22 protein-coding genes are annotated in these 24878 nt (G+C 70.5%); 10 read left to right on the forward strand and 12 right to left on the reverse strand.

Features of this window, described 5'->3' with window-relative positions; genetic code table 11:
* Positions 1-14: 14 nt before the first annotated feature.
* From ACWGUG_RS15500 to sdhC, 5 genes are all read right to left on the reverse strand, one after another.
* Positions 15-1280, reverse strand: a complete 1266-nt coding sequence (locus ACWGUG_RS15500; RefSeq protein ID WP_452325208.1) for a YihY/virulence factor BrkB family protein — start codon at positions 1278-1280, stop codon at positions 15-17.
* 75 nt (positions 1281-1355) lie between these two features.
* Positions 1356-2156: a succinate dehydrogenase iron-sulfur subunit gene (locus tag ACWGUG_RS15505; protein WP_336398398.1), complete on the reverse strand. Its 801-nt coding sequence runs from the start codon at positions 2154-2156 to the stop codon at positions 1356-1358.
* Positions 2156-3961, reverse strand: a complete 1806-nt coding sequence (gene sdhA, locus ACWGUG_RS15510) for a succinate dehydrogenase flavoprotein subunit (RefSeq protein WP_452325209.1) — start codon at positions 3959-3961, stop codon at positions 2156-2158. The genes ACWGUG_RS15505 and sdhA overlap by 1 nt, the downstream gene beginning before the upstream one ends.
* 55 nt (positions 3962-4016) lie before the next feature.
* Complete coding sequence (locus tag ACWGUG_RS15515) at positions 4017-4487, reverse strand: succinate dehydrogenase hydrophobic membrane anchor subunit (RefSeq protein ID WP_452325210.1); 471 nt, start codon at positions 4485-4487, stop codon at positions 4017-4019.
* Positions 4487-4924, reverse strand: a complete 438-nt coding sequence (sdhC, locus tag ACWGUG_RS15520; RefSeq protein WP_336398401.1) for a succinate dehydrogenase, cytochrome b556 subunit — start codon at positions 4922-4924, stop codon at positions 4487-4489. Before sdhC ends, ACWGUG_RS15515 begins: the two co-directional genes overlap by 1 nt.
* A gap of 377 nt (positions 4925-5301) precedes the next feature.
* Between sdhC and ACWGUG_RS15525 the strand changes: the two genes are divergently transcribed.
* The 9 genes from ACWGUG_RS15525 (at position 5302) to ACWGUG_RS15565 (ending at position 16208) form a co-directional block, all read left to right on the forward strand.
* Positions 5302-6465 carry an endo-1,4-beta-xylanase gene (locus ACWGUG_RS15525; protein WP_452325211.1) on the forward strand — a complete coding sequence of 388 codons (1164 nt, stop codon included), beginning with the start codon at positions 5302-5304 and terminating at the stop codon, positions 6463-6465.
* 99 nt (positions 6466-6564) lie between these two features.
* On the forward strand, positions 6565-7680 hold the full coding sequence (locus ACWGUG_RS15530) for a mannose-1-phosphate guanylyltransferase (RefSeq protein WP_336398403.1): 1116 nt from the start codon (positions 6565-6567) through the stop codon (positions 7678-7680).
* Between the two features lie 181 nt (positions 7681-7861).
* Complete coding sequence (locus tag ACWGUG_RS15535; protein ID WP_452325212.1) at positions 7862-9010, forward strand: BMP family lipoprotein; 1149 nt, start codon at positions 7862-7864, stop codon at positions 9008-9010.
* Between the two features lie 110 nt (positions 9011-9120).
* The gene (locus ACWGUG_RS15540; protein ID WP_378882402.1) at positions 9121-10635 is read left to right on the forward strand and encodes an ABC transporter ATP-binding protein; all 1515 of its coding nucleotides are present in this window, start codon (positions 9121-9123) and stop codon (positions 10633-10635) included.
* A complete protein-coding gene (locus ACWGUG_RS15545) occupies positions 10632-12002 on the forward strand; it encodes an ABC transporter permease (protein WP_452325213.1) in 1371 nt (456 codons plus the stop codon). The genes ACWGUG_RS15540 and ACWGUG_RS15545 overlap by 4 nt, the downstream gene beginning before the upstream one ends.
* Positions 11999-13285 (forward strand): ABC transporter permease, encoded by a 1287-nt coding sequence (locus tag ACWGUG_RS15550; protein WP_452325214.1) that lies wholly within the window; start codon positions 11999-12001, stop codon positions 13283-13285. The genes ACWGUG_RS15545 and ACWGUG_RS15550 overlap by 4 nt, the downstream gene beginning before the upstream one ends.
* Before the next feature lie 4 nt (positions 13286-13289).
* A complete protein-coding gene (locus tag ACWGUG_RS15555) occupies positions 13290-13691 on the forward strand; it encodes a cytidine deaminase (protein ID WP_336398408.1) in 402 nt (133 codons plus the stop codon).
* Positions 13688-14998: a thymidine phosphorylase gene (locus ACWGUG_RS15560; protein WP_452325215.1), complete on the forward strand. Its 1311-nt coding sequence runs from the start codon at positions 13688-13690 to the stop codon at positions 14996-14998. Before ACWGUG_RS15555 ends, ACWGUG_RS15560 begins: the two co-directional genes overlap by 4 nt.
* 94 nt (positions 14999-15092) lie before the next feature.
* Positions 15093-16208, forward strand: a complete 1116-nt coding sequence (locus ACWGUG_RS15565; protein WP_452325216.1) for an adenosine deaminase — start codon at positions 15093-15095, stop codon at positions 16206-16208.
* A gap of 61 nt (positions 16209-16269) precedes the next feature.
* On the opposite strand, the gene ACWGUG_RS15570 is transcribed toward ACWGUG_RS15565, so the two are convergent.
* From ACWGUG_RS15570 to ACWGUG_RS15600, 7 genes are all read right to left on the reverse strand, one after another.
* On the reverse strand, positions 16270-17079 hold the full coding sequence (locus ACWGUG_RS15570) for an alpha/beta hydrolase (protein WP_452325217.1): 810 nt from the start codon (positions 17077-17079) through the stop codon (positions 16270-16272).
* Positions 17080-17105: 26 nt separating this feature from the next.
* A complete protein-coding gene (locus ACWGUG_RS15575; protein WP_452325218.1) occupies positions 17106-18278 on the reverse strand; it encodes a mannitol-1-phosphate 5-dehydrogenase in 1173 nt (390 codons plus the stop codon).
* On the reverse strand, positions 18278-18715 hold the full coding sequence (locus ACWGUG_RS15580) for a PTS sugar transporter subunit IIA (RefSeq protein WP_336398413.1): 438 nt from the start codon (positions 18713-18715) through the stop codon (positions 18278-18280). Before ACWGUG_RS15580 ends, ACWGUG_RS15575 begins: the two co-directional genes overlap by 1 nt.
* 139 nt (positions 18716-18854) lie before the next feature.
* Positions 18855-20414, reverse strand: coding sequence for a PTS mannitol transporter subunit IICB (locus tag ACWGUG_RS15585; protein WP_336398414.1), 1560 nt, complete (start codon positions 20412-20414; stop codon positions 18855-18857).
* 26 nt (positions 20415-20440) lie between these two features.
* On the reverse strand, positions 20441-22108 hold the full coding sequence (gene ptsP / locus ACWGUG_RS15590; RefSeq protein WP_452325219.1) for a phosphoenolpyruvate--protein phosphotransferase: 1668 nt from the start codon (positions 22106-22108) through the stop codon (positions 20441-20443).
* A gap of 2 nt (positions 22109-22110) precedes the next feature.
* Complete coding sequence (locus tag ACWGUG_RS15595; protein ID WP_336398416.1) at positions 22111-22389, reverse strand: HPr family phosphocarrier protein; 279 nt, start codon at positions 22387-22389, stop codon at positions 22111-22113.
* 32 nt (positions 22390-22421) lie between these two features.
* Positions 22422-22790: a PTS sugar transporter subunit IIB gene (locus ACWGUG_RS15600; RefSeq protein WP_336398417.1), complete on the reverse strand. Its 369-nt coding sequence runs from the start codon at positions 22788-22790 to the stop codon at positions 22422-22424.
* Between the two features lie 120 nt (positions 22791-22910).
* Between ACWGUG_RS15600 and ACWGUG_RS15605 the strand changes: the two genes are divergently transcribed.
* Positions 22911-24854 (forward strand): BglG family transcription antiterminator, encoded by a 1944-nt coding sequence (locus ACWGUG_RS15605; RefSeq protein WP_452325220.1) that lies wholly within the window; start codon positions 22911-22913, stop codon positions 24852-24854.
* Positions 24855-24878: the final 24 nt, after the last annotated feature.

Genomic DNA, 24878 nt, shown 5'->3' on the forward strand with positions numbered 1-24878 from the left:
GGCACCGCCGACACTCACTCGAACAGGCTGCCGGCCTTCTTCTGCACGGGCGGCGTCGCCGCCTCGACCTGGGCCAGCTCGTCCTCGGCGGCGCGGACGGCGCGGTTCGCCGTCCAGATCCGGTACCACGGCGCGCTGTCGCGCGCCTCCTCGGCGGTGCGCAGGCGCACGCGCGCGGCGACCAGGAGCGCCGCATGCTCGGCCGCCAGCCGGTCGGCCTCCGTCTGCGGCAGGAGGGGGATCTCCTCGTCCTGTGCCGACACCGCGATCCACGCGGCGGCGACGAGCATGATGATGCCGATGATGCGGAACCACAGCAGCAGGCCGACGAAGATCGCGAAGGTGGCCAGCAGCGCGTTCGTCGGCGTGTAGATGAAGAGCCAGCCGGTGAACAGCTGCAGCACGGTGATCGCGCCCCCGCCGAGCAGGGCGCCGGGGATGATCCGCCGCGGGGGGAGCTCGGTCCCGGTGAGGAAGCGGATGAGCGCGCCGAGCGCGGCGCTGTAGATGGCGAACGAGATGAGGATCGTGCCGACGGTGGCCGTGACCCCGATCCACCCCGACGCGTCGTCCCAGCCGAGGATCGAGAACACCCACGTGAGCGCCCACGTCCCGATCGAGGTGGCCGCGAAGCCCAGCACGAGGGCGAGCGCGAACAGCCCGGCGCCGATGAGGTCGCGCACCTTCAGGTAGACGTAGCTGCGGCTGTCGGGCGGCAGGCCGAAGATGTCGCGCACCGCGCGGCGCGTGAAGGTGACGAACCCGATCGCGGTCCAGATCAGGGTGCCGAGCGCGATGATGCCTGTGATGCCGAGCACGCCGGCGTTGCTCGTGGCGACCTCGGTCACCTGGTCGGGGGTGAACAGCCCGCCCTCCGGCGCGATGAGACCGGGGATGTAGCTGTTGATGAGGTCGATGAGGCCCTCGATGGCCTGCTCGCTGCCGCCGAGCCAGAGGCCGGTGATCGCGAACGCCACATAGATCGCCGCGAACGTCGCGAACAGCGCCTGGTAGCTCACGCCCGCCGCGAGCAGGAAGCCGTTGTGCTGCAGGAAGTGGCGCCACACGCGCACCGGGAACCAGGCGAGCGTGCGCTGCGTGATCGCCGTCGCGCGGCTCAGCGGCTCGTCGAAGCGCTGACGCAGGCTCGTCTGCGTCGCCTCCCACCGCGCGCGGAGCGACTCCTCCTCGCGCTGGGCGGCGTCGGCCTGGTCCCGGGCTTGCTCGTGGCCCTGCGCATGGCGGCGCGGCTTCTCCTGCGCGTCGTCCCGATGGCTCACGGACCTCACATTATCGACAGACGGATGCCGCATCGCAGTGCGATGCGGCATCCGGTCGTCCAGCGTGCGCGGCGTCTACGGGCGTCCGCGCAGAACCGCCTGCTTCACCTCGGCGATGGCCTTGGTGACCTCGATGCCGCGGGGGCACGCCTCGGTGCAGTTGAAGGTGGTGCGGCAGCGCCACACGCCCTCCTTGTCGTTGAGGATGTCGAGGCGCACATCGCCGGCGTCGTCGCGCGAGTCGAAGATGAAGCGGTGGGCGTTGACGATCGCGGCCGGACCGAAGTACTGGCCGTCGGTCCAGAACACCGGGCACGACGAGGTGCACGCGGCGCACAGGATGCACTTCGTGGTGTCGTCGAAGACCTCGCGGTCGACGATGGACTGGATGCGCTCCTTGCCCGGCTCCGGCGTGGAGCTCGCGATGAGGAACGGCTGCACCTCGCGGTACGACGCGAAGAAGGGCTCCATGTCGACGACGAGGTCCTTCTCCAGCGGCAGGCCCTTGATCGCCTCGACGTAGATCGGCTGGGAGATGTCGAGATCCTTGATGAGGGTCTTGCACGCCAGGCGGTTGCGGCCGTTGATGCGCATCGCGTCGGAGCCGCAGATCCCGTGGGCGCACGAGCGCCGGAAGGTCAGCGACCCGTCGACCTCCCACTTGATCTTGTGGAGCGCGTCCAGCACGCGGTCGGTCGAATAGAGCTCGACGTCGTAGTCGACCCAGCGCGGCTCCTCGTCGACCTCCGGGTCGAAGCGACGGATGATGAACGTGACGAGGAACGACTGGATGCCGGTGTCGCTCGCGGTCTCCTGCGCGCGCACGGGGGCGTCGGCGTCGGTGCGCTCGATGACGTCGGTTGCCGAGGTGGCCATCAGTACTTCCTCTCCATCGGCTGGTAGCGGGTCACCACGACGGGCTTCCAGTCGAGGCGGATGTGGTCGTCGGCCTTCGACGAGCCGGCATCCCCCGAGAGGTACGCCATCGTGTGCTGCATGTAGTTCTCGTCGTCGCGCTGGGGGAAGTCGTCGCGCATGTGACCGCCGCGGCTCTCCTTGCGGTTGCGCGCGGTGACGACGACGACCTCCGCGATGTCGAGCAGGAAGCCGAGCTCGACGGCCTCGAGCAGGTCGGTGTTGAACCGCTTGCCCTTGTCGTCGACGTGCACGTTCCGGAAGCGCTCGCGGAGCTCCTCGATGACCTCGAGGACCTCGCCGAGCGACTCCTCGGTGCGGAAGACCTGAGCCTTGCGGTCCATCTCGTCCTGCAGCTTCTTGCGCAGGACGGCGATGCGCTCGGTGCCCTGGTTGTTGCGCAGGCCCTCGATCAGGTTCCGCACCTCGGCGGCGGGGTCTTCGGGCAGCGGCACGAAGTCGGCGCTCTGCACGTACTGGACCGCGTTGCGGCCGGCCCGCTTGCCGAACACGTTGATGTCCAGGAGCGAGTTGGTGCCGAGGCGGTTGGAGCCGTGTACCGACACGCACGCGCACTCGCCGGCGGCGTACAGGCCCGGGACGACCGTGGTGTTGTCGCTGAGCACCTGCGCGTCGTTGTTGGTCGGGATGCCGCCCATCGCGTAGTGCGCGGTCGGCATGACGGGCACGGGCTCCACCACCGGGTCGACGCCGAGGTAGGTGCGGGCGAACTCGGTGATGTCGGGGAGCTTGGTCTCGAGGACCTCGGCGCCCAGGTGGGTGCAGTCCAGCAGCACGTAGTCGCGGTGCGGGCCGGCGCCGCGTCCTTCGGCGACCTCCTGCACCATGCAGCGGCTGACGATGTCGCGGGGCGCGAGGTCCTTGATGGTCGGCGCGTAGCGCTCCATGAAGCGCTCGCCGCTCACGTTCCGCAGGATCGCCCCCTCGCCGCGCGCGCCCTCGGTGAGCAGGATGCCGAGTCCGGCGAGGCCCGTCGGGTGGAACTGGAAGAACTCCATGTCCTCCAGGGGCAGGCCCTTGCGCCAGATGATGCCGACGCCGTCACCGGTGAGGGTGTGGGCGTTCGAGGTCGTCTTGAAGATCTTGCCGAAGCCGCCGGTGGCGAAGATCACGGCCTTCGAGTGGAACACGTGCAGGTCGCCCGTGGCGAGCTCGTACGCCACGACGCCCGCGATCTCGGTGCCGCCGTCGGCGTTCTTCACCGTGATGAGGTCGAGGACGTAGAACTCGTTGAAGAAGTTGATGCCGAGCTTGACGCAGTTCTGGAACAGCGTCTGCAGGATCATGTGGCCGGTGCGGTCGGCGGCGTAGCAGGCGCGGCGCACCGGGGTCTTGCCGTGATCGGCGGTGTGGCCGCCGAAGCGGCGCTGGTCGATCTTGCCCTCGGGCGTGCGGTTGAAGGGCAGGCCCATGTTCTCGAGGTCGATGACCGCGTCGATGGCCTCCTTCGCGAGGATCTCGGCCGCGTCCTGGTCGACCAGGTAGTCGCCGCCCTTGACGGTGTCGAAGGTGTGCCACTCCCAGGAGTCCTCTTCGACGTTGGCCAGCGCCGCCGCCATGCCGCCCTGCGCCGCGCCGGTGTGGGAGCGGGTGGGGTACAGCTTGGTGATGACGGCGGTCTTCGCGCCGGGGCCGGCCTCGATGGCGGCGCGCATGCCCGCGCCGCCGGCCCCCACGATGACGATGTCGAACTGGTGGTAGTGGACGCCGTCCTTGACGTAGGAGTCCGCGGTCTGAGTGCTCACGTGTGGGGTGCCTCTGTTCTGTGCTGCGTTCTGAGTCGTGGCGAGGGGGTCTGCGTCAGGCGTTGCAGATCTCGGCCAGGACGCTTCCGTCGCTGAGGTTGGGGATGCACGGGTCGAAGGTGAAGACCACGAGCGTGCCGAGGAGGATGAGGAAGGCGGCGGTGAGCCACAGCGCCCACACCAGCACCCGGCGGGTCTTGTCGTGCATGACGTAGTCGTTCACGATCGTCCGCATGCCGTTGGCGCCGTGGATGAGGGCGAGCCAGAGCATCAGCACGTCCCACCACTGCCAGAACGGCGAGGCGAACTTGCCGGCGACGAAGGCGAAGTCGATGCCGTGGATGCCCTCGCCGAGCATGAGGTTGACGAAGAGGTGGCCGAAGATCAGCACCACCAGCAGCACGCCGGAGGCGCGCATGTAGATCCAGCCCCACTTCTCGAGGTTCGGTCCCTTGCGGCGCACCGCGGTGCGCGGGGAGCGGGGGTCGGCGATCGCGGCGCCGCCCTGCGTCTGTCCGAGGGTCATCAGTGCTCTCCTCCCCAGCCGTAGGCGAAGACGATCGACAGGTGGCGTACGGCGAAGGGGATCATCGTCGCCAGGAACAGGGCGATGACGCCCCACCACAGCTGGCGCTGGTGGCGGGTCGCCCAGGGCCAGAAGTCGACCAGGATGATCCGCAGCCCGTTGTAGGCGTGATAGGCGACGGCGCCGACCAGCACGACCTCGCCGAGCCCCATGATCGGGTTCTTGTACGAGCTCATCACTGCGTCGTACGCGTCCGGCGCGACCCGGATCAGGGCCGTGTCGAGGATGTGCACGAGGAGGAAGAAGAAGATGGCGACGCCGGTGATGCGGTGGAGCACCCATGACCACATGCCCTCGTTCCCGCGGTAGAGGGTGCCGCGGGGGACTCGGGAGGTGGTCTCGGATACCGACGGTGTGACGCGTGCTGGTGCAGACACGTGCGTCCTCCTTGGATCGAAACACGGTGGGGCGGCCTCGGCGGACGAGGACGGCCCCCGGAGAGGGCCCCAAACGGTGGGCTTCGGGCCGTCGGCGTCACGCGGGCGCTGCGTCCATCCTATTCCCGCATTCGGGGCACGGGCGACGAAGGGCATCCTTACGGTGCCTTCTTCCGGAGGGATCTTCGCATGCGTGAAGAACACCGTTTGTTTCGCCCGGCGGCCCACTCAGCAGCGCTCGGCCGGGTCCGGTCGCGGCCGGTGTCGAAAATCCGCCGAAACTCTTTGCCCGCCCGGGAGACCCCGCCTAGCTTTTGTTGGACACAAGAACATATGCGTCGCTGCGGCGACGCCGACGAAGATGTCAGGAGTTCTCCATGCGTCGATCCCTTCGATCGATTCTGGTGGCCACGGCCGCCGCTTCCCTCGTGGTGCCCCTCTGGGCGGGCACGGCCGCCAACGCCGAGCCGCCCGGATTCAGCCACGCCGACAAGGACACGCTGCGCAATCAGGCCCCGCGCGATCTCGCGATCGGCAGCGCCGTCTGGGCGCAGCGGGACCTCCTCTCCTATGACCCCGCCGCGCCGACGGAGCTGCAGCGGGTCCTCGGCGCCCAGTTCTCCTCGGTGACCCCCGAGAACGACATGAAGTGGGATGCCATCCACCCGGCGCCCGACGTGTACGACTTCGCGTCCGCCGACGCGCTGGTCGCCTTCGCCGAGGCGAACGGCCAGGAGGTCCGCGGCCACACGCTCCTCTGGCACAGCCAGAACCCGGCCTGGGTGACCGCGGCGAGCAGCACGTGGACCTGCGACGACGCTCGGGCCGTGCTGGAGGACCACATCCGCACCGTGGTCGGCCACTTCAAGGGCGAGATCTACGAGTGGGACGTCGCGAACGAGATCTTCCAGGACAACTGGGACGCGGGCGGGGTCCGGCTCCGCACCGAGGCCAACCCGTTCCTCCGGGCGTGCGCCGACGACCCGGTCGCGCTCATCGGGGATGCCTTCCGCTGGGCGCACGAGGCCGATCCCGACGCCGTGCTGTTCCTCAACGACTACAACGCCGAGGGCATCAACGAGAAGACCGACGCATACTACGACCTCGCGCAGCGCCTGCTCGCCGACGGCGTGCCCCTGAGCGGGTTCGGCGCGCAGGGGCACCTCAGCCTGCTGTACGGCTTCGACACCTCCATCCAGGCGAACTTCGAGCGGTTCGCCGCGCTGGGACTGAAGGTCGCCGTGACGGAAGCGGACGTGCGCATCCCGCTGCTCGACGGTGAGACGGGCCCGACGCCTGCCCAGGTCGCCGAGCAGGCCGCGCGCTACGACGCGATGCTCGAGGCGTGCCTGAACGTCCCCGCATGTTCGTCGTTCACCGTGTGGGGCTTCCCGGATGCCAACTCGTGGGTTCCCGCCGTCTTCCCCGGCGAGGGCTGGGCGACGATCTTCGAGGACGACTTCTCGCCGAAGCCGGCCTTCGACGTCATGCTCGCGTCGCTGCGCGACGCCACGCCCGGCATCTCGCCGAGAAGGGGCTGACCTCCACGACGGCGGCGGGCAGGCGATGCCCGCCGCCGTCGTCATGCGCCCGCCACGCGCGCGCCATCCCGGCGAAAACCGGCCCGATAGCCTGGGGTCATGTCCGGACGCATCGACGACTTCTACGCCGTCATCCCCGCGGGTGGCATCGGCAGCCGGCTCTGGCCGCTCTCGCGAGCCGACGCCCCCAAGTTCCTGCACGATCTCACCGGCTCCGGGCGCACCCTGCTGCGCGACACCTGGGACCGGCTGGAGCCCCTGGCCGGTGCGGACCGCATCGCCGTGGTGACCGGGCGCGCCCATCGCGCGGCCGTGGAGAGGGAGCTCCCGGGCATCCCCGACCACAACGTCTTCCTCGAGTCCGAGCCGCGCGACTCCACCGCGGCGATCGGCCTCGCCGCGGCGATCCTGGCGCGCCGGGAGCCCGACGTCATCATCGGATCCTTCGCAGCCGACCACGTCATCCGCGTGCCGCAGCTGTTCGACTGGGCCGTGCGCCAGGCGGTCGCCACCGCCCGCGAGGGGTACATCTGCACAATCGGCATCCAGCCCTCCGAGCCGTCAGTCGGCTTCGGCTACATCCGCAAGGGCGACGCGCTGACCGTGGAGGGTGCGCCCGAGGCGGCCCTGGTGGAGAGCTTCGTGGAGAAGCCCGACCTGGAGACCGCCAAGGAGTACTTCGCCGACCGCAACTACCTGTGGAACGCGGGCATGTTCATCACGCGCGCCGACGTGCTGCTGGGAGAGATCGCCGAGAGCGACCCCCACCTGTACGCGGGCCTCATGGACCTGGCCGAGGCCTGGGACGACCGCGACCGCCGCGGCCCGGTCGTGGACCGCGTCTGGCCGACCCTCACCAAGATCGCCATCGACTACGCCGTCGCCGAGCCCGCCGCGGCGAAGGGCCGCCTCGCCGTGATCCCCGGGCACTTCGACTGGGACGACGTGGGCGACTTCGCCAGTCTCGCCAAGCTCAACTCCGGCGGGCGCAAGAACGATCTGGCGATCCTGGGTGAGAACGCACGGGTGCTGTCCGACGCCGCCAGCGGCATCGTCGTCAGCCAGACCCGCCGCGTGATCAGCGTCATCGGGGTGCGCGACATCGTGGTCGTCGACACCGAGGACGCCCTCCTGGTCACCACGAGCGAGCATGCGCAGCGGGTGAAGGGCGTCGTCGACGCGCTCAAGCTGAGCGGGCGCGGCGAGGTGCTCTGACGAGGAAGTGATGGGACCGGATGCCGCGAGCCGCGGCATCCGGTATCGAACTCGTCTCGCGATATTGCGTCTTTGTAACCATTCCGCTCGCGGGGGCCCGGACGCATGCAACTCCGGCGTCACAATGGGTAACTTGATGCAGTCCCCGTGAAGGCCGCGGGGGAACGTAGTGGAGGCTGAGTTGACCATCTCACGCACCAAGAAGCTCGTCGGCGTCACCGTCGCCGCGGGCATGCTGATCGCCCTCGCGGGCTGCGGCTCCGCCCCGGAGGAGACGGACCCCACCGGTGACGCAGGCGGCGACGTCGTCGAGGGCTTCACGCCCTGCCTGGTCTCGGACGACGGCGGCTTCAACGACAAGTCGTTCAACCAGTCGGCCCTCGAGGGCATGGAGCGCGCCGCCGACGAGCTCGGCGTCGAGGCGATCGAGGTCGAGTCGAGCTCGGCCAACGACTATGCCCCGAACCTCGAGAACCTGATCGCCGAGGGCTGCACGTTCATCGTGTCGGTCGGCTTCAAGCTCTCGGCCGACACCATCACGTCGGCCAACGCCAACCCCGAGGTGAGCTACGCCATCATCGACGACTGGGCCGACAACACCGGCGCCAAGGACGACGAGGGCAACGACATCGGCGACGGCACCACCGACGCCCCCAACATCAAGCCGCTCATGTTCGACACGGTCCAGGCCGCGTACCTCGGCGGCTACGCCGCGGCCGCGTGGTCGGCGCAGTCCGGCGTCAACAAGGTCGGCACGGTCGGCGGCATCCCGATCCCGCCGGTGACCATCTTCATGGACGGCTTCGTCGACGGCGTCGAGAAGTACAACGAGGACAAGGGCGCCAACGTCGAGACCTTCGGCTGGGACGTCGAGGCTCAGCAGGGCTCGATGACCGGTGGCTTCCAGGCCAACGACACCGCCAAGCAGGCCATGCAGGGCGTGCTCGACCAGGGCGTCGACGTCATCCTCCCGGTCGGCGGCCCGATCTACCAGAGCGCCCGCGACGCCATCACCGACGGCGGCACCGGCACCGTCATGCTCGGTGTGGACTCCGACCTCGCCGTGGCCGACCCGTCGGTCGCCGACATGGTGCTCGTCTCGATCATGAAGCGCATCGACGAGGCCGTCTACCAGGCCACGCTCGAGGCGTCGACCGGTGACTTCGACGTCACCCCCTACGTCGGCACGCTCGAGAACGAGGGCGTCGGCCTCTCCGGCTTCGGCTCGTTCGAGTCGCAGCTGCCCGAGGGTCTGACCGACGAGCTCGACGCGCTGCGCGAGCAGATCATCTCGGGTGAGCTCGAGGTCACCTCGCCCAGCTCGCCGTAAGGCAGGGCAGGTGTGATACGCGGCCGGGTGGACGATTCCACCCGGCCGCGTTCTTCCGGGCACGGCAGCCACCATGGCGCCACCGCCGAATGGATATATAAGGTGCAGATATGAAGCTCGAGCTCCGTGGCATCACGAAGCGGTTCGGCTCCCTCGTCGCGAACGACCACATCGATCTGGTGGTCCAACCGGGTGAGATCCACGCTCTTCTGGGGGAGAACGGCGCCGGCAAGTCCACGCTCATGAACGTCCTCTACGGCCTGTATCAGGCGGACGAGGGCGAGATCCTGCTGAACGACGTCGTCCAGCACTTCCGCGGCCCCGGCGACGCGATGAACGCCGGCATCGGCATGGTGCACCAGCACTTCATGCTCATCCCCGTCTTCACCGTGGCCGAGAACGTCATGCTGGGCCACGAAGACACCAAGGCGCTCGGCGCCCTCGACCTCGCCAAGGCGCGCCAGCACGTGCGCGCCGTCGCCGACCGGTTCGGGTTCGAGGTGGATCCCGACGCGATCGTCGGCGACCTCCCCGTCGGAGTCCAGCAGCGCGTCGAGATCATCAAGGCGCTCTCCCGCGACGCGAAGGTGCTCGTGTTCGACGAGCCCACCGCGGTGCTCACGCCGCAGGAGACCGACGAGCTGATGGCGATCATGCGGCAGCTGCGCGACGAGGGCACCTCGATCGTCTTCATCACCCACAAGCTCCGCGAGGTCCGCGCCGTCGCCGACCGCATCACCGTCATCCGGCTCGGCAAGGTCGTGGGCGAGGCCGCGCCCACCGCGTCCAACGCCGAGCTCGCGTCGCTCATGGTGGGCCGCGCCGTCGAGCTCACCGTCCACAAGGAGCCGGCGACGCCCGGCACGGGCGGCCTGGAGGTGCGCGATCTGCGCGTCGTCGCCGCCGACGGCACCGTCGTCGTCGACGACGTGAGCTTCGACGTGCGGCCCGGCGAGATCCTCGCGGTGGCCGGTGTGCAGGGCAACGGCCAGACCGAGCTCATCGAGGCCATGGTTGGCCTCGCCGACCGCGTGACCGGTTCGATCGAGCTCGACGGCGTCGAGCTCGTCGGCAGGAGCGTGCGCGGCATCCTCGACGAGGGTGTCGGGTTCGTCCCCGAGGACCGCACCGAGGACGGCCTCGTCGGCACCTTCACCGTCGCCGAGAATCTGATCCTCGACCGCTCCGGCGACAGCGCCTTCATCTCGGGCGGCACGATCCGCCGGGGCGTGCTGGACGAATTCGCCAGGGCGCGGATCGCCGAGTACGACATCCGCACGCAGGGCCCGGACCTGCCCGCCGGCACGCTCTCGGGCGGGAACCAGCAGAAGGTCGTCATCGCCCGGGAGATGAGCCGCGACCTCAAGCTCCTCGTCGCCGCGCAGCCCACGCGCGGCGTCGACGTCGGCTCCATCGAGTTCATCCACAAGCGCATCGTCGAGACCCGCGATGCCGGCATCCCCGTCGTCGTCGTCTCCACGGAGCTCGACGAGGTCGCCGCGCTGGCCGACCGCATCGCCGTCATGTACCGCGGTGCGATCGTCGGCATCGTGCCCGGCGGAACCCCCCGTGACGTTCTCGGCCTGATGATGGCCGGCGAGAAGCCTGAGGAGGCGGTCGCGTGAGCGGTCAGACCCCTGCCGCGAGCGGCGAACCGCTGAAGGGCGGCTTGCCCCCCGAGCAGCTGCCCCCGGTCTCCGGACCCCTGACGGGGTCGCCCGACTTCCCCGCACCCTCGCCGACCGCGCCCGGCGCCGTCGACGGCGAGGTGCCGCCGCCGCCCCGGCAGAACGTCTTCATCAAAGAGCTGCTGCGCAGCAACTGGGTGACGACCGTTCTCGCGATCGTCGTGGCCATGGTCGTCGGCGGCATCCTCATGGCGCTCACCGACGAGGACGTCCAGGAGGCGGCGGGGTACTTCTTCGCCCGCCCCACCGACACACTCGCGGCCATCTGGAACGCGGTGTACGGCGGGTACGAGGCGATGTTCCGCGGCGCCATCTTCAACCCCCGCGCCAATGACTTCGCGACGCAGATCCGCCCGCTGACCAACACCCTCGGGTTCGCGGCGCCGCTGATCGCCGCGGGCCTCGGCGTGGCGCTGGCGTTCCGCGTCGGCCTGTTCAACATCGGCGGTCGCGGCCAGATCCTCATCGCCTGTGCGACGGCGGCGCTGCTGACGTTCAACCTCAACCTCCCGATGTTCCTGCAGCTGCCGCTGACGCTCGCCGCAGGCATCGCCGGCGGCGCGATCTGGGGTGGCATCGTCGGTGTGCTGAAGGCCCGCACCGGTGCCCACGAGGTCATCCTCACGATCATGCTCAACTACGTCGCGTTCTACCTCGTGACGTGGATGGTGCGCACCTCCGGCATCCTGCAGCGGCCCGCCGGGGACCAGCCGATCTCGTCGGCGACCCCCGCGAACGCGCAGTTCCCCGAACTGCTCGGGCCGCGCTTCCCGCTGCTGGACTGGGGCTTCATCATCGTGATCGGGGCCACCGTCTTCGTCTGGTGGCTCGTCGAGCGCTCCGGCCTCGGCTTCCGGCTGCGTGCCGTGGGTGAGAACCCGCACGCCGCGCGGGCGGCGGGCATCTCGGTGCAGCGCATGTACATCTACGCGATGCTCTTCGCCGGCGGCCTCGCCGGCCTGGCCGGCATGAACCAGATCCAGGGCTCGGTGACCACGGGCTTCGACGGCCTCATCGACGCGGGCATCGGCTTCGACGCGATCACCGTGGCGCTCCTCGGCCGCAGCCGGGCGTGGGGCGTGTTCGCGGCGGGTCTGCTGTTCGGCGCGCTCAAGGCCGGATCGTTCACGATGCAGGCCTCGCAGGGCATCCCGGTCGACATCGTGCTGGTCGTGCAGTCGCTCATCGTGCTGTTCATCGCCGCACCGCCGCTTATCCGCACGATCTTCTTCCTACCCAAGACCGATGCCGAGAAGGCCGCGAAGGCCAGAGCCAAGGCCGCGAAGAAGGCGGTGTCCGCATGACCGCCCTCGCCCCCGCTCCCGCCGCAGGGAGCACCGTGCAGCACTCCACGGTGAAGGTCCGCCATCTGAAGATGCCCATCACCCTCGCCATCGCGACGGTGCTGCTGGCCCTGCTGTTCCTCCTCGTGCCGCGCGACGGCGTCAGCACGTTCCGGCTGGGCGACCCCGGCTCGTCCATCGCGCTGCCGAACGTCAGCGTCCCGACGGCGCCGACGTGCTGGATCCTGATCGTCCTGCTCGTCCTGCTGACCCTGTTGGCCTTCTGGAACGCGGTCTCGTATCGCCGCACCGGCATGTGGCTTCCGATCGTGTTCGGCCTCCTCGCCGTGTTCGCGTTCCTGGTGTGGGCCTCCGCCGGCGGTCTCGTGCCCGTCACGGGGCTGCTCTTCGGCGCGCTGTCGCTGTCGATCCCGCTGATCTTCGGCGCCCTGGGCGGCGTCATCGGCGAGCGCGTCGGCGTGGTCAACGTCGCGATCGAGGGTCAGTTCCTCTTCGGGGCGTTCAGCGCGGCGCTGCTGGCGAGCATCACGCACAACCCGTTCGTCGGCCTCGTCGGCGCGATGATCGGCGGCGTGCTCGTGGCGTTCGTGCTGGCCGCGTTCTCGATCAAGTACCTCGTCGATCAGGTGATCGTCGGTGTGGTCCTGAACGTCCTGGTCACCGGCCTGACCGGATTCCTCTACGGCGCGCTGCTGGTGCCCAACGAGTCCGAGCTCAACCGCCCGGTGCGCTTCACGCGCTGGGAGATCCCGGTGCTCGGCGAGATCCCGATCATCGGGCCGGTGCTGTTCAACCAGACGTTCATCGTCTACCTCATGTACATCACGGTCGCGGTGGTGGCGTGGGGCCTGTACCGCACCCGGTGGGGCCTGCGCCTGCGCGCGGTCGGCGAGCACCCGCAGGCCGCCGACACCGTGGGCATCAAGGTGAACACGAGCCGCTTCTGGAACGTCTCGCTCGCGGGGGCCATCGCCGGAATCGGCGGGGCGTACTTCACGCTGGTCTCGGTGGGGCAGTTCACCAAGGAGATGACGGCGGGCCTCGGCTTCATCGCCCTCGCGGCCGTCATCTTCGGCCGCTGGGATCCGATCCGCGCGACGCTGGCGGCGCTGCTGTTCGGCTTCGCGACGAACCTGCAGAACCTCCTCACGGTGCTGCGGACGCCGATCCCCAGCGAGTTCATGCTGATGCTTCCGTACGTCGTGACCATCATCGCCGTCGCCGGCTTCGCGGGGCAGATCCGCGGCCCCGCGGCAGCGGGCAAGCCGTACATCAAGGGATGACTCCGTGACCGATATCGACTGGGACGAGCTGCGGGCCGCGGCGACCGATGCGATGGAGCGCGCGTACGCGCCGTACTCGCGCTACAAGGTCGGCGCGGCGGCGCTCGTGACCGACGGGCGCATCGTGACCGGCTGCAACGTCGAGAACGCGTCGTACGGCGTCGGCCTGTGCGCCGAGTGCGGCCTGGTGAGCGAGCTGCAGAACTCGGGCGGCGGCGGTCTCGTCGCCTTCGTGTGCGTCAACGGTCACGGCGACACGATCATGCCGTGCGGTCGCTGCCGGCAGCTGCTCTTCGAGTTCGCGATCCCCGGCATGCTGCTCGAGACCGTCTCGGGCATCCGCACCATCGACGAGGTGCTGCCCGACGCCTTCGGGCCGCGGGACCTCGAGGAGGCGGGGCGATGAGCGAGCAGAGCACGGATGCCGCGGTGGAGCCCTTCGACGCCGTCGACGTCATCCGCGCCAAGCGCGACGGGGGAGCGGTCCCCGAGGCCGCGCTGCGCTGGATGGTCGACGCGTACACGCGCGGCTATGTCGCGGACTCGCAGATGGCGGCGTTCGCCATGGCGGTGCTCCTGAACGGCATGACGCGCGACGAGATCCGCGTCATGACCGATGCGATGATCGCGTCGGGGGAGCGTATGAGCTTCGCCGGCCTCGGCAAGCCCACGGTCGACAAGCACTCGACCGGGGGCGTGGGCGACAAGATCACGCTGCCGCTGGCGCCCCTCGTCGCGTCGTTCGGCGTCGCCGTGCCGCAGCTGTCCGGCCGCGGCCTCGGCCACACCGGCGGCACCCTCGACAAGCTCGAGTCGATCCCGGGCTGGCGCGCGGCGCTCTCGAACGACGAGATGTTCGCGCAGCTGCGCGACGTCGGCCCGGTCATCTGCGCCGCCGGGTCGGGCCTCGCACCGGCCGACAAGAAGCTCTACGCGCTGCGCGACGTCACCGGCACGGTCGAGGCGATCCCGCTCATCGCCTCGAGCATCATGTCGAAGAAGATCGCCGAGGGCACCGACTCGCTCGTGCTGGACGTGAAGTTCGGCTCCGGGGCGTTCATGCGCGACGTCGACCGTGCGCGCGAGCTGGCGCGGACGATGGTCGAGCTCGGCACCGACTCGGGCGTCGCGACGACGGCGCTCCTCACCGACATGAACACGCCCCTCGGCCTCGCGATCGGAAACGCCAACGAGGTCCGCGAATCGGTCGAGGTGCTCGCCGGCGGCGGACCCGCTGACGTGGTCGAGCTGACGGTGGCGCTCGCGCGCGAGATGCTCGCGCTCGCGGGACAGCCGGACGCCGATGTCGAGGCCGCGCTGCGCGACGGCCGTGCGATGGACACATGGCGCGCGATGATCGCCGCGCAGGGCGGGGATCCGGATGCCGCCCTCCCCGCGCCGAACGACACCCACACGGTGTCGGCGCCCCGGAGCGGGTTCGTCACCCGCCTGGAGGCGCTCCCGTTCGGGATCGCCGCCTGGCGCCTCGGCGCGGGGCGGGCGCGGGCCCAGGACCCGGTGCTGCACGCCGCGGGCATCGACCTCCACGTCAAGCCGGGCGACGAGATCGCCGCCGGACAGCCGCTGTTCACCCTCCTCGGGCAGGATGACTCGCGGTTCGAGCGCGCCCTGGACGCACTGGAGGGCGCGTGGGAGATCGGGACGGATGCCCCCGCCTCGTCGCCCCTCGTCCTCGAACGCATCACTGCCTAGACTGTTCAGTCGCGCGTGCCACGACACGACGCGGCGCCGGGCAGCGGCATCCGTCATCACACCCCCACTCGCGATCGCAACCGAGGAGAACTCCATGCCCATCGATCAGCACGGCGACGCCATCCTCGACGGACTGTCGGTCCGCGGCCTGCCGAAGGTGTCGCTGCACGACCACCTCGACGGCGGCGTGCGCCCGGCGACGATCATCGAGCTCGCCGACGCGATCGGGCTGGAGGTTCCCGAGACCGACCCGGACGACCTCGCGGACTGGTTCGCCGAGAAGAGCGACTCGGGCTCGCTCGTCGAGTACCTCAAGACGTTCGACCTGACGACGGCGGTCATGCAGACCCGCGAGGGGCTCACGCGCGTCGCGCGGGAGTTCGTCGAGGACCTCGCCGCCGACGGCGTCATCTACGGCGAGGTGCGCTGGGCTCCCGAGCAGCACCTCGGCCGCGGCCTGTCGCTCGACGAGGTCGTCGCCGCCGTGCAGGAGGGCATCGAGGAGGGCGAGGATGCCGCCGAGCGTCGCGGACGCGACATCCGCGTCGGACAGCTCATCACGGCGATGCGCCACACCGACCGCTCGCTGGAGATCGCGCGGCTCGCGGTGGACTGGCGCGGCCGCGGCGCGGTCGGCTTCGACATCGCCGGGCCGGAGGACGGATTCCCCGCCTCGAATCACCGCGATGCCTTCGACTACCTCGCGTCGGAGTTCTTCCCGGCGACCGTGCACGCCGGAGAGGCCGCGGGGCTCGACTCCATCCGCTCGGCGCTGATCGACGGCCGCGCGCTGCGACTCGGCCACGGCGTGCGCATCGCCGAGGACCTCGAGGTCGTCTCTCGGGCGGGCGAAGAGGTGCTCGTGCAGTTCGGCGATCTGGCGCGCTGGGTGCGCGACCGCGAGATCCCGCTCGAGCTGTCGCCGTCGTCGAACCTGCAGACCGGCGCGATCGAGCGCTGGGGCAGCACGATGGAGGATCACCCCTTCGATCTGCTGTACCAGCTCGGCTTCTCGGTGACGGTGAACGTCGACAACCGCACGATGAGCCGCACGTCCCTGACGCGCGAGCTCGCCCTGCTGGCCGAGACGTTCGAGTACGGCCTCGACGACCTCGAGGCGTTCCAGCTCAACGCCGCCGCGGCCGCGTTCCTCCCGGTGGAGGAGCGCGAGGAGCTCATCGAGCTCATCGCCGAGGGCTTCGGCGCCTGACGCCACCCGTGCTCGGCACCCCCGGGCTGAGGCGCACTCATCGTGGGTCGGAGCGCGACGGTCACCGGTCGGCGACGGCGGTGAGGGCGAAGGCGCCGACCAGCTCGGTGAGCTGCCTCCGCATGTCGTCGTCCGAGATCGTGGGCGTGCCGTCGCCGGCCTGCGGGCCGTAGTCGCCGAACGACGAGTGGCTCGCCCCCTCGATCTCGTGCATCTCCGCGTCCTCGGGCAGGAGGTGTCGCCCGTCGGCGATCTCGCCGGGCGTCGAGAGACCGTCCTCACTGCCCGCGACGCTGATCACGGGGAGCCCCGATGCCGCCAGGTCGGTCGCGCAGTACGAGGCGAAGAGCGCGAGGCCGTCGGCATCCGTCGCCAGCTGGCACGCGCGGACGCCGCCCAGGGAGTGCCCGCCGACGAGCCACGTGTCGACGTCCGGGGCGAGCTCGGTGAACGCTCCGAGCGGGCGCAGGTCGAAGAAGGCGAGGTTCAGCCACGGCTTGGTGATGACGACGGTGATGCCGTCCTCGGCGACGAGGCCCGACAGCTTGTCGGCGTACGCCCACGGCTCGACCTTCGCGCCCGGCACATAGACGAGTCCCACGTCCGCGCTGCCGTCCGCCGGCGCGAGGACGATGCCCGCGTCCGTATCGGTGACCGCGATCGCGGAGTTCGCCCGCACGGCCGCGACCGGCCCTTCCTCGGCCGCCATCACACCGACCTGGCTCCAGACCAGGATCGCGACGACGCCGAGGAGGATGACGGCGGCGAGCGAGCCCAGGATCCACCACAGCACCCGCAGTCCGCGGCGTCGCGGCCGCGTCGCGGACGCGTGCGAGGCGGCGTGCGCGGGGTCGGCGTCGCGTGCGGTCACGGCACGAGCCTATTCCGCGCCACCGCCTACTCCGATGACTCCGGCTGCTCCGCCAGCTCCGCCTGCCGCGCCGCGACGACGGCCGCCACGCGGGGGAAGAGCGGATGCCCGGGCTCCAGGCCGGTGACCGCGGCGGTGAACTCTCCGGCATCCTGCTCGCGCAGCATCCGCTGCAGGTCGACCGACTGCGCGTCCTCGGCGTCGTCGAACGCGAGTGCCGCGCCCATCGCCGCGAGGAGGGCGTCGACGCCGAGCCCGCGCTCGGCGGCTTCGGCCGCGGGACCTGTGAAGCGCTCATGGCGCGACAGCTTGCGCAGCGGCTGGCGGCCGACCCGCCATACCGTGTCGGGGAGTGCGTGGTTGCGGAACCGCTGCAGGATCGTCGCCCGGTAGTCGGCGAGCGACGGCGCGCCGAGCCCGTGCTTGGCCTCCAGGAGCGCCGAGGTCTCCTCCAGCGCGGCCGAGACGCGTGCGGCGATGGCCTCGTCGGCGAGGGCGTCGGCGATCCCCTCGATCCCCGCCTGCGCCCCGAAGTAGGCGGTCGCGGCGTGCCCGGTGTTGACGGTGAAGAGCTTTCGCTCGATGTAGGGAGTCAGGTCGTCGACGAAGTGCGCGCCCGGGATGCTCGGCGGGTCGTCCCCGAAGGGAAGCCGCTCGATCGCCCATTCGAAGAACGGCTCGACGGTCACGTCGACGCCGCCGCCGTCGGGCTGGGCGGGGACGATGCGGTCCACGGCGGTGTTGGCGAACACGGCGCGGGAGGCCAGGCCGTCCCACGCATCGGCCGCGAGGGCCACCATCTCGTCGCGCAGCAGGTCGGTCGCATTGATCGCGTTCTCGCACGCCATGATCTGCAGCGGCGGGCTCGACGGGTTGCGCAGCGCGAGTCCGGCGACGATGTGCGGGGCGACGAACTTGAGGATCGTCGGCCCGACGGCCGTGGTGACGACGTTGGCCGTGGCGATCTCCTCGACGACCTCGTCGGGGTGCTCGGCGCTGTTGATCGCGCGGAAGCCGGTGACGACGGTGTCGCGGCCGCCCTCGCCCACCTCGTGGACGGTGTAGCGGTCGGTGGCGTTGATGGCGTCCACGAGCGACGCCGCGACGTCGGAGAACACCAGCCGGTAGCCGCCCTGGTGCAGGAGCAGGCCGACGAATCCCCGGCCGATGTTCCCGGCCCCGAAGTGGACCGCCTTCATCAGACGCCCGCCGCCGACACGAGGGCGAAGAGCTCCTCCGGCGTCTGGGCGGCCTTGAGCTTCTCGACCTCGTCCTCGTCCGAGAACAGGATCGCGATCTGCGACAGGATCTCCAGGTGCTCGTCGCCCTTGCCTGCGATGCCGATCACGAAGCTGACCGGGTTGCCGTCCCAGTCGACGCCGCCGTCGTACCGCACCACCGAGAGGGCCGACTCCAGGATCTCGTTCTTGGTCTCGTTGGTGCCGTGCGGAATGGCCAGCTCGTTGCCCATGTAGGTCGAGACCGTCTGCTCGCGCTGCAGCATGGCGTCGTAGTAGGCGCCGGTGACGGCTCCCGCGCTCTGCAGGATGTCGGCGGCCTCCCGCATCGCGTCGTCTCGCGTCGCGCTGCCGGAGTGGATGCGCACCTGACCGATGCTCAGGACCTCGCGTGCCATGTCATCGCCTTTCTGGTTGATCGTCTGTGGCTGTGGGGGACGGATGCCGCGGCCGGCCGTGTCCTCGACCTTACGGGCCGCTCGGGAGAAGGGCGATGGGACCGGGGGCATTCGCCTGCCCGGCCCCATCGCCGCCTTGTTACGCCTTGCCCTCGTGCTGGGCACGGACGAGATCGACGACCTCGTCGTAGCGCGGCGAATTCATGAAGTTGTCGACCGAGACGTGCACCGCGTCGGGCGTGCGGTGGCGCGCCCGGTCGGTGAGCTGGTTCTGCGTGATGACCAGGTCGGCCGACGGGTCGAGGTTGGCGATCGCCTTGTTGACGACCGTGACGTCCTCGATGCCCGCCTTCTTGATCTTGTTGCGCAGGACGCTCGCGCCCATCGCCGAGGAGCCCATGCCCGCGTCGCACGCGAACACGATGTTGCGGATCTGGCGCTCCGTCATGGTGGGGGGCTCCACGCCGCCGCCCGCCTCGGTCGCCGCTCCGCCGCGGAGGCCGGTCAGGTGCGACGAGGACTTGCCCTTGGCCGCCTCGGTCTGCGTGATCGCGGCGCCGAACGCGTCGTCGGTCGCCGCCATGGCCGCGAGGTCGCGCTTGCGCGAGGCGCGCAGGATCAGCGCGGCGATGACGAAGGTCACCGCGGCCGAGAGGATCACCGACAGGATCACCGCGAGATACGCGCCCGTGGCCGTCTGCGCGAGCACCGCGATGATGCTGCCCGGCGCGGCCGGCGCGCGCAGCGCGCCGCCCAGGAGCATGTTCGTGGTGACGCCCGTCATGCCGCCGGCGATGAGCGCGACGATCAGGATCGGCTTCATCAGCGCGTACGGGAAGTACACCTCGTGGATGCCGCCGAAGAACTGGATCACCGCGGCACCGGGGGCCGAGGCGCGCGCGGCGCCCAGGCCGAAGAAGGTGAACGCCAGCAGCAGGCCGACACCGGGGCCGGGGTTGGCCTCGAGGAGGAACAGGATCGACGAGCCCTCCTCGGCGGCCTGCGAGATGCCGAGCGGCGTCAGCACGCCGTGGTTGATGGCGTTGTTCAGGAAGAACACCTTCGCCGGCTCGATGATGATGCTGGTCAGCGGCAGCAGGTTGAAGTCGACGAGCCACTCCACCGCGCGCGACAGCACGCCCATGATGCCGTTGACGAGCCACGCGACCGGGTAGAACCCGACGATGGCCATCACGAAGCCCCAGATGCCTGCCGAGAACATGTTCACGAGCATCTCGAAGCCGGCCTTGATCTTGCCCTCCCACAGGCTGTCGAGCCACTTCATCGTGTAGGCCGACAGGGGGGCGAGGATCATCGCGCCGATGAACATGTGCACCTGACCCAGCTGCGCCTCGCCCTCGGGGAGCGTCGCGTTGAACTGGGCGATGAGCAGGTCGGAGCCGGCGATCGCGCCCATCGTGGCGATGGATGCCACGACGCCGCCTCGGATGCCGTACACGATGCTTCCGCCCGTATAGGCGATCAGGATCGGCAGCAGGTAGTGGATGAACGGACCGACGATCGTCGCGAGGTCGGCGTTGGGCGTCCAGCCGACTCCGATGAAGAACGCGGTGAAGATGCCCCACGCGATGAGCGCGGGGATGTTCGGCATGATCATGCCGGACAGGTACGTGCCGAAGCGCTGGACTCCGACTCGCGCCTTGCTGGCGCCCGATGTGGGCGCAGACGCCGTTGTCATGACTTTCTCCTTCTCTCCGCGGCCGCTCAGGCGGCGGGCTCTCGGGTGACGGCCGCCTGGGCGGCGGCTCGGGCGGATGCCGCGTCCGACGCGGCGACGGCGGCCGAGGCGATCTCGCGCGCCTGGTCGAGGGTGTACTGCAGCAGGGTGGCCCGCACGTCGGCGAGAGCGGTGGGGGCCATGGACAGGCTCGTGGCGCCGAGGCCCACGAGCACGACGGCCAGCAGCGGGTCCGCTGCCGCCTCGCCGCAGATGCCGACCGGCTTGCCCGTGGCGCGGCCGGCTTCGCCGACCTCGCCCACGAGCCGCAGCACCGCCGGGTGCCACGGATCCTGGAACGAGGCGACCGATCCGAGGAGCCGGTCGGCGGCGAGCGTGTACTGGGTGAGGTCGTTGGTGCCGATCGAGGCGAAGTCGGCCTCGGCGAGGATGCGGTCGGCGAGCAGGGCCGAGGACGGCACCTCCACCATGACGCCGGCGGTCTTGATGCCGTAGTCACGGGCGACGTCGACGAAGTAGGCGGTCTCCTCGACGGTGGACACCATCGGCGCCATGACCCACAGGTCGGCGTCGGTGGCGGCATCCGCCTCTGCCAGCGCGGTGAGCTGCTCGCGCAGGATGTCCTCACTGGCACGCAGCGCGCGGAGGCCCCGCAGGCCGAGCGCGGGGTTCTCCTCGTGCGCGTCGTTGAGGAAGGGCAGCGGCTTGTCGGCGCCGGCGTCGAGCACGCGCACGACGACCTTCTTGCCGGGGAACGCCGCGAGCAGCCTCGTGTACGCCTCGCGCTGCTGCTCGACGGTGGGTGCCTGGCTGGCGCTGAGGAACAGGAACTCGGTGCGGAACAGCCCCACGCCCTCCGCGCCGAGCGCGACGGCGTCCGGTGCCCCGTCGGCATTGCCGAGGTTGGCCAGCAGCGGCACCGGGGTGCCGTCCGCGAGCGCGCCGTCGGTGATCGGCGCGGATGCCGCGGCCGCGCGATCGGCGGCACGACGATGCGCCCGGTCGAGCTCGTCGGCGGTCGGCTCGGTCGTCACCACGCCGGCGGCGGCATCCACGATCACCGTCTCGCCCTCGCGCAGTCCCTTCGCGTCCACCGCGCCGACCACGGCGACGATCGACTTCTCGCGCGCGAGGATCGCGGTGTGCGAGGTGGGCCCGCCCTCGGTGGTCACGAGCGCCAGCACCTTGTCGAGGTCGAGCAGGGCGGTGTCGGCGGGCGCCAGGTCCTTGGCGACGAGCACGAAGGGATGCCCCGGGTCGGGCACGCCCGGCGCCGCCACGCCGCGCAGCCTCGCGATGACCCGCTGGGCGACGTCATCGAGGTCGGCGGCGCGCTCGCCGAGGTAGCCGCCGAGGGCCGTCAGCTGGTCGCGGAACGACGCGAAGGCGTCGAATACGGCGAACTCGCCGGTCTTGCCCTGCGCGATGCGGGCGTTCACCTCGTCGGCGAGGCTGGGGTCCTCGGCCATCATCGCCTGCGCCTCGAGCACCTCCTGCGCGGCGCCGCCCGCCTGCGCGCCGCGAGCCTCGAGCTCGCGGGCGACAGCGGCGACGGCATCCGCCACCCGCGCCTTCTCCTCGTCGTGGGTCAGCGTGCTCGGCGCGTCGGACGGCGCCGGCAGCGGCTCGGCCATGCGCGCGACGGGACCCTGGGCCACGCCCAGGCCGATTCCCACACCCCGAAGCTCGGTCATGTTCACGCCTCCGCGTCGTGGTCGGTGGTCAGCAGTTCCGCGAGCCGGTCGAGCGTGGGCTCGGCGCCGTCGCCGTCGGCGGTGAGGGTGACGTAGTCGCCCTGCTCCACGCCCAGGGCGATCACGCCCAGGATGCTCGCCGCGTTGACGGGCGCGCCGGAGTCCTTCGCGATGGTGATCGGGATGCCGGCATCCTTCGCCGCCTGTGCGAAGAGCTTCGCGGGGCGGGCGTGCAGCCCGTGCGCCGATCCGATGCGGACGGTGCGGGAGATGGGGGGCATGTCGTGACCTCTCTGTCGGAGTCCGGCGTCGTTCAGTCTTCGGGTGAGGCGGTGCCGGCTGCGGGGGCCGCGTCCGTCGCCGGCCGTGGACCCTCGTCGGCTCCGGCTGCGGCGCGGACCAGCTCGAGTGTCCGTGTGCCGTCCCGGTCTCCGAAGATGTCGGGCGGCAGCAGCACCACCGTCGTGCCCCGCGCGGCGGCATCCCGTTCGATGCGCTCGAGCGCATGAGCCAGATGCGGTCCCACGAGGACCATGTCGGCGGCGTCGAGGTCGATCGGGAGCGACCGCTCGGTGCCGGCGAAGGCGGAATAGTCGAGCCCCCGGGCTTGGGCTGCGTGGCGCACGCGCTGGGCGACGAAGGTGCTCGAGGCACCCGCTCCGCAGACCACCAGGATCCTCATCGATCCGCCTCCTCTGGAGCCATTCTTGTGAGAACGCTGAGAGGGGACAACCAGTCCTTCTTCCGCGGGGGCGGAAACGCGGACCGGCCGGGGCGTCCCGGCGCGTGATTGACTGGGCGTGTGACCCGGGCCCGGCAAGATCGCGTGCTGGGGCTCCTCCTGCGCGACGGGGACTGGATGACCGCGTCCGCGCTCGCCGACGCCCTCGGCGTCACGCCGCGCAGCATCCGCTCGTACGTCACCGCGGCCAATGCGCGGGTGGCCCCGGGCGTCGCCGTCGAATCGGGCCCGCAGGGATACCGGGCGGGATCGGACGCGGCGGCCGCGCTGCGCGCCGGCGGTGATGCCGGGACGCCGCGCGATCGGCTCCACACGCTCGTGCGCGCGCTGCTGGACGCACCCGACGGCATCGACGTGTTCGAGACCGCCGACGCGCTGCACGTGTCGACGGCGACGCTGGACGCCGACCTCGCGCGGGTCCGGGGACTGCTGGGCGGCACCGAGCTGACTCTCGAGCGCTCCGCGTCGCAGGCGCGCCTGCGCGGCACCGAGAGCGCCCAGCGACGGCTGCTCAGCCGGCTCGCGCACGACGAGATGGATGCCGGGTCGTTCGACATCGCCGCCCTGCGGCGGACGCTCGGCGAGGGGTCGGTGGGGGCGCAGGCGTTCGGGCCGTTCAAGTCCGACCTCGTCGCGCGGCTCGGCGAGCTCGGCTGGTTCGTCAACGAGTTCGGGATCGGCGACGTGGTGATGCACATCGCGATCGCCGCGGACCGGACGGCCCGGGACCGGCCGCTGGACGCGGCGGGCGCGGATGCCGCGGGCGACCGGCCGACGCAGCGGCAGGTCGCCGAGATCATCGCCGAGCTGTCCGCGCAGCATCTGGGGGTGCGGCTGGGCACGGCCGACCTGCAGCACCTCGCGACGCTCGTGCTGACGCGCGTCGTCGCCCCCGACGGTGCGGCGGGCGAGGCATCCGGATCCCGGCCGGCCTCGCTCGACGCGGAGGTGGAGGAGGTCGTGCGGGAGGTCGTGACGGCGGCGGCCGACGAGTTCCTCGTCGACATCGTCCACGACGACTTCGTCGCCCGACTGGCGCTGCACGTGCAGAACCTGCTGCACCGCGCCCGCGAGCAGGCGTGGTCGCGCAACCCGCTCACGCGCTCGCTCAAGTCGACCTACCCGATGATCTTCGAGGTCGCGGTCTTCATCGCCAGCCGCCTGCAGCAGCGGCTGGGCATCCCGCTGCCCGATGACGAGATCGCCTACATCGCGATGCACGTCGGCGGGCGTCTCGAGCGGAGCCGCCGCGCCGACCAGCTGCTGACGGCGACGATCGTCTGCCCGGGCTACTACGACCTGCACGAGCTGCTGCGCTCGAGCGTCGATCGCTCGCTCGGGCGGGCCGTCGAGGTCGTCGGCGTCGAGACGCGCGTCGACCCCGACTGGGGCTCGATCGACACCGACCTCGTGCTGACGACCATCGACCCGCCCACGACGAGCGACCGCATCGTCCGTATCCAGCCGTTCCTCACCGACGCCGACGTGGAGCGCGTGCACACGGCGGCGGGACGCATCCGCAGGTCCCGGCGCCTCGCGCGCCTGCGCGCCGAGCTCGAGCGGTACTTCGAGCCTTCGGCCTACCTGCGCGGGCTCGACGGCGTCGCGGCCTCAGGGGACGAGGGCGTGATCCGGGCGCTGGGGGCGCTGCTGGTCGGACAGGGCGTCATCGACGACGAGTACGTCGAGCGCACCATCGAGCGCGAGCGCCTGTCGTCCACGGCGTTCACCGACGCGCTAGCGGTGCCGCACGCGCTCGAGATGACGGCATCCCGCACCGCGATCGCCATCGGGATCGCCGACCCGTCGATCCCGTGGGGCGACGGGCGCGTGCAGGTGGTGGCGCTGGTGGCGTTCTCCGAGACCGACCGCGAGGCCTTCCAGACCATCTTCGAGCAGTTCGTCGAGGTCTTCAGCGAGCGCGACAGTGTGCAGCGGATCGTCCGCCGAGGCACTGACTTCAACGCCTTCCTCGACGAGCTCGTCGCCGTGATAGATGGCTGAGCCGCGGCATCCGTCTCCTTCGGG

Source organism: Microbacterium sp. NPDC055455 (assembly GCF_053619935.1).

Excerpts from the sequence above, each read along its gene's own strand:
- ACWGUG_RS15505 (WP_336398398.1), bottom strand. The coding sequence starts at position 2,156 with ATGGCCACCTCGGCAACCGACGTCATCGAGCGCACCGACGCCGACGCC.
- ACWGUG_RS15515 (WP_452325210.1), bottom strand. The coding sequence starts at position 4,487 with ATGACCCTCGGACAGACGCAGGGCGGCGCCGCGATCGCCGACCCCCGC.
- ACWGUG_RS15525 (WP_452325211.1), top strand. The coding sequence starts at position 5,302 with ATGCGTCGATCCCTTCGATCGATTCTGGTGGCCACGGCCGCCGCTTCC.
- ACWGUG_RS15530 (WP_336398403.1), top strand. The coding sequence starts at position 6,565 with ATGTCCGGACGCATCGACGACTTCTACGCCGTCATCCCCGCGGGTGGC.
- ACWGUG_RS15540 (WP_378882402.1), top strand. The coding sequence starts at position 9,121 with ATGAAGCTCGAGCTCCGTGGCATCACGAAGCGGTTCGGCTCCCTCGTC.
- ACWGUG_RS15550 (WP_452325214.1), top strand. The coding sequence starts at position 11,999 with ATGACCGCCCTCGCCCCCGCTCCCGCCGCAGGGAGCACCGTGCAGCAC.
- ACWGUG_RS15560 (WP_452325215.1), top strand. The coding sequence starts at position 13,688 with ATGAGCGAGCAGAGCACGGATGCCGCGGTGGAGCCCTTCGACGCCGTC.
- ACWGUG_RS15565 (WP_452325216.1), top strand. The coding sequence starts at position 15,093 with ATGCCCATCGATCAGCACGGCGACGCCATCCTCGACGGACTGTCGGTC.
- ACWGUG_RS15575 (WP_452325218.1), bottom strand. The coding sequence starts at position 18,278 with ATGAAGGCGGTCCACTTCGGGGCCGGGAACATCGGCCGGGGATTCGTC.
- ACWGUG_RS15580 (WP_336398413.1), bottom strand. The coding sequence starts at position 18,715 with ATGGCACGCGAGGTCCTGAGCATCGGTCAGGTGCGCATCCACTCCGGC.
- ACWGUG_RS15585 (WP_336398414.1), bottom strand. The coding sequence starts at position 20,414 with ATGACAACGGCGTCTGCGCCCACATCGGGCGCCAGCAAGGCGCGAGTC.
- ptsP (WP_452325219.1), bottom strand. The coding sequence starts at position 22,108 with ATGACCGAGCTTCGGGGTGTGGGAATCGGCCTGGGCGTGGCCCAGGGT.
- ACWGUG_RS15595 (WP_336398416.1), bottom strand. The coding sequence starts at position 22,389 with ATGCCCCCCATCTCCCGCACCGTCCGCATCGGATCGGCGCACGGGCTG.
- ACWGUG_RS15600 (WP_336398417.1), bottom strand. The coding sequence starts at position 22,790 with ATGAGGATCCTGGTGGTCTGCGGAGCGGGTGCCTCGAGCACCTTCGTC.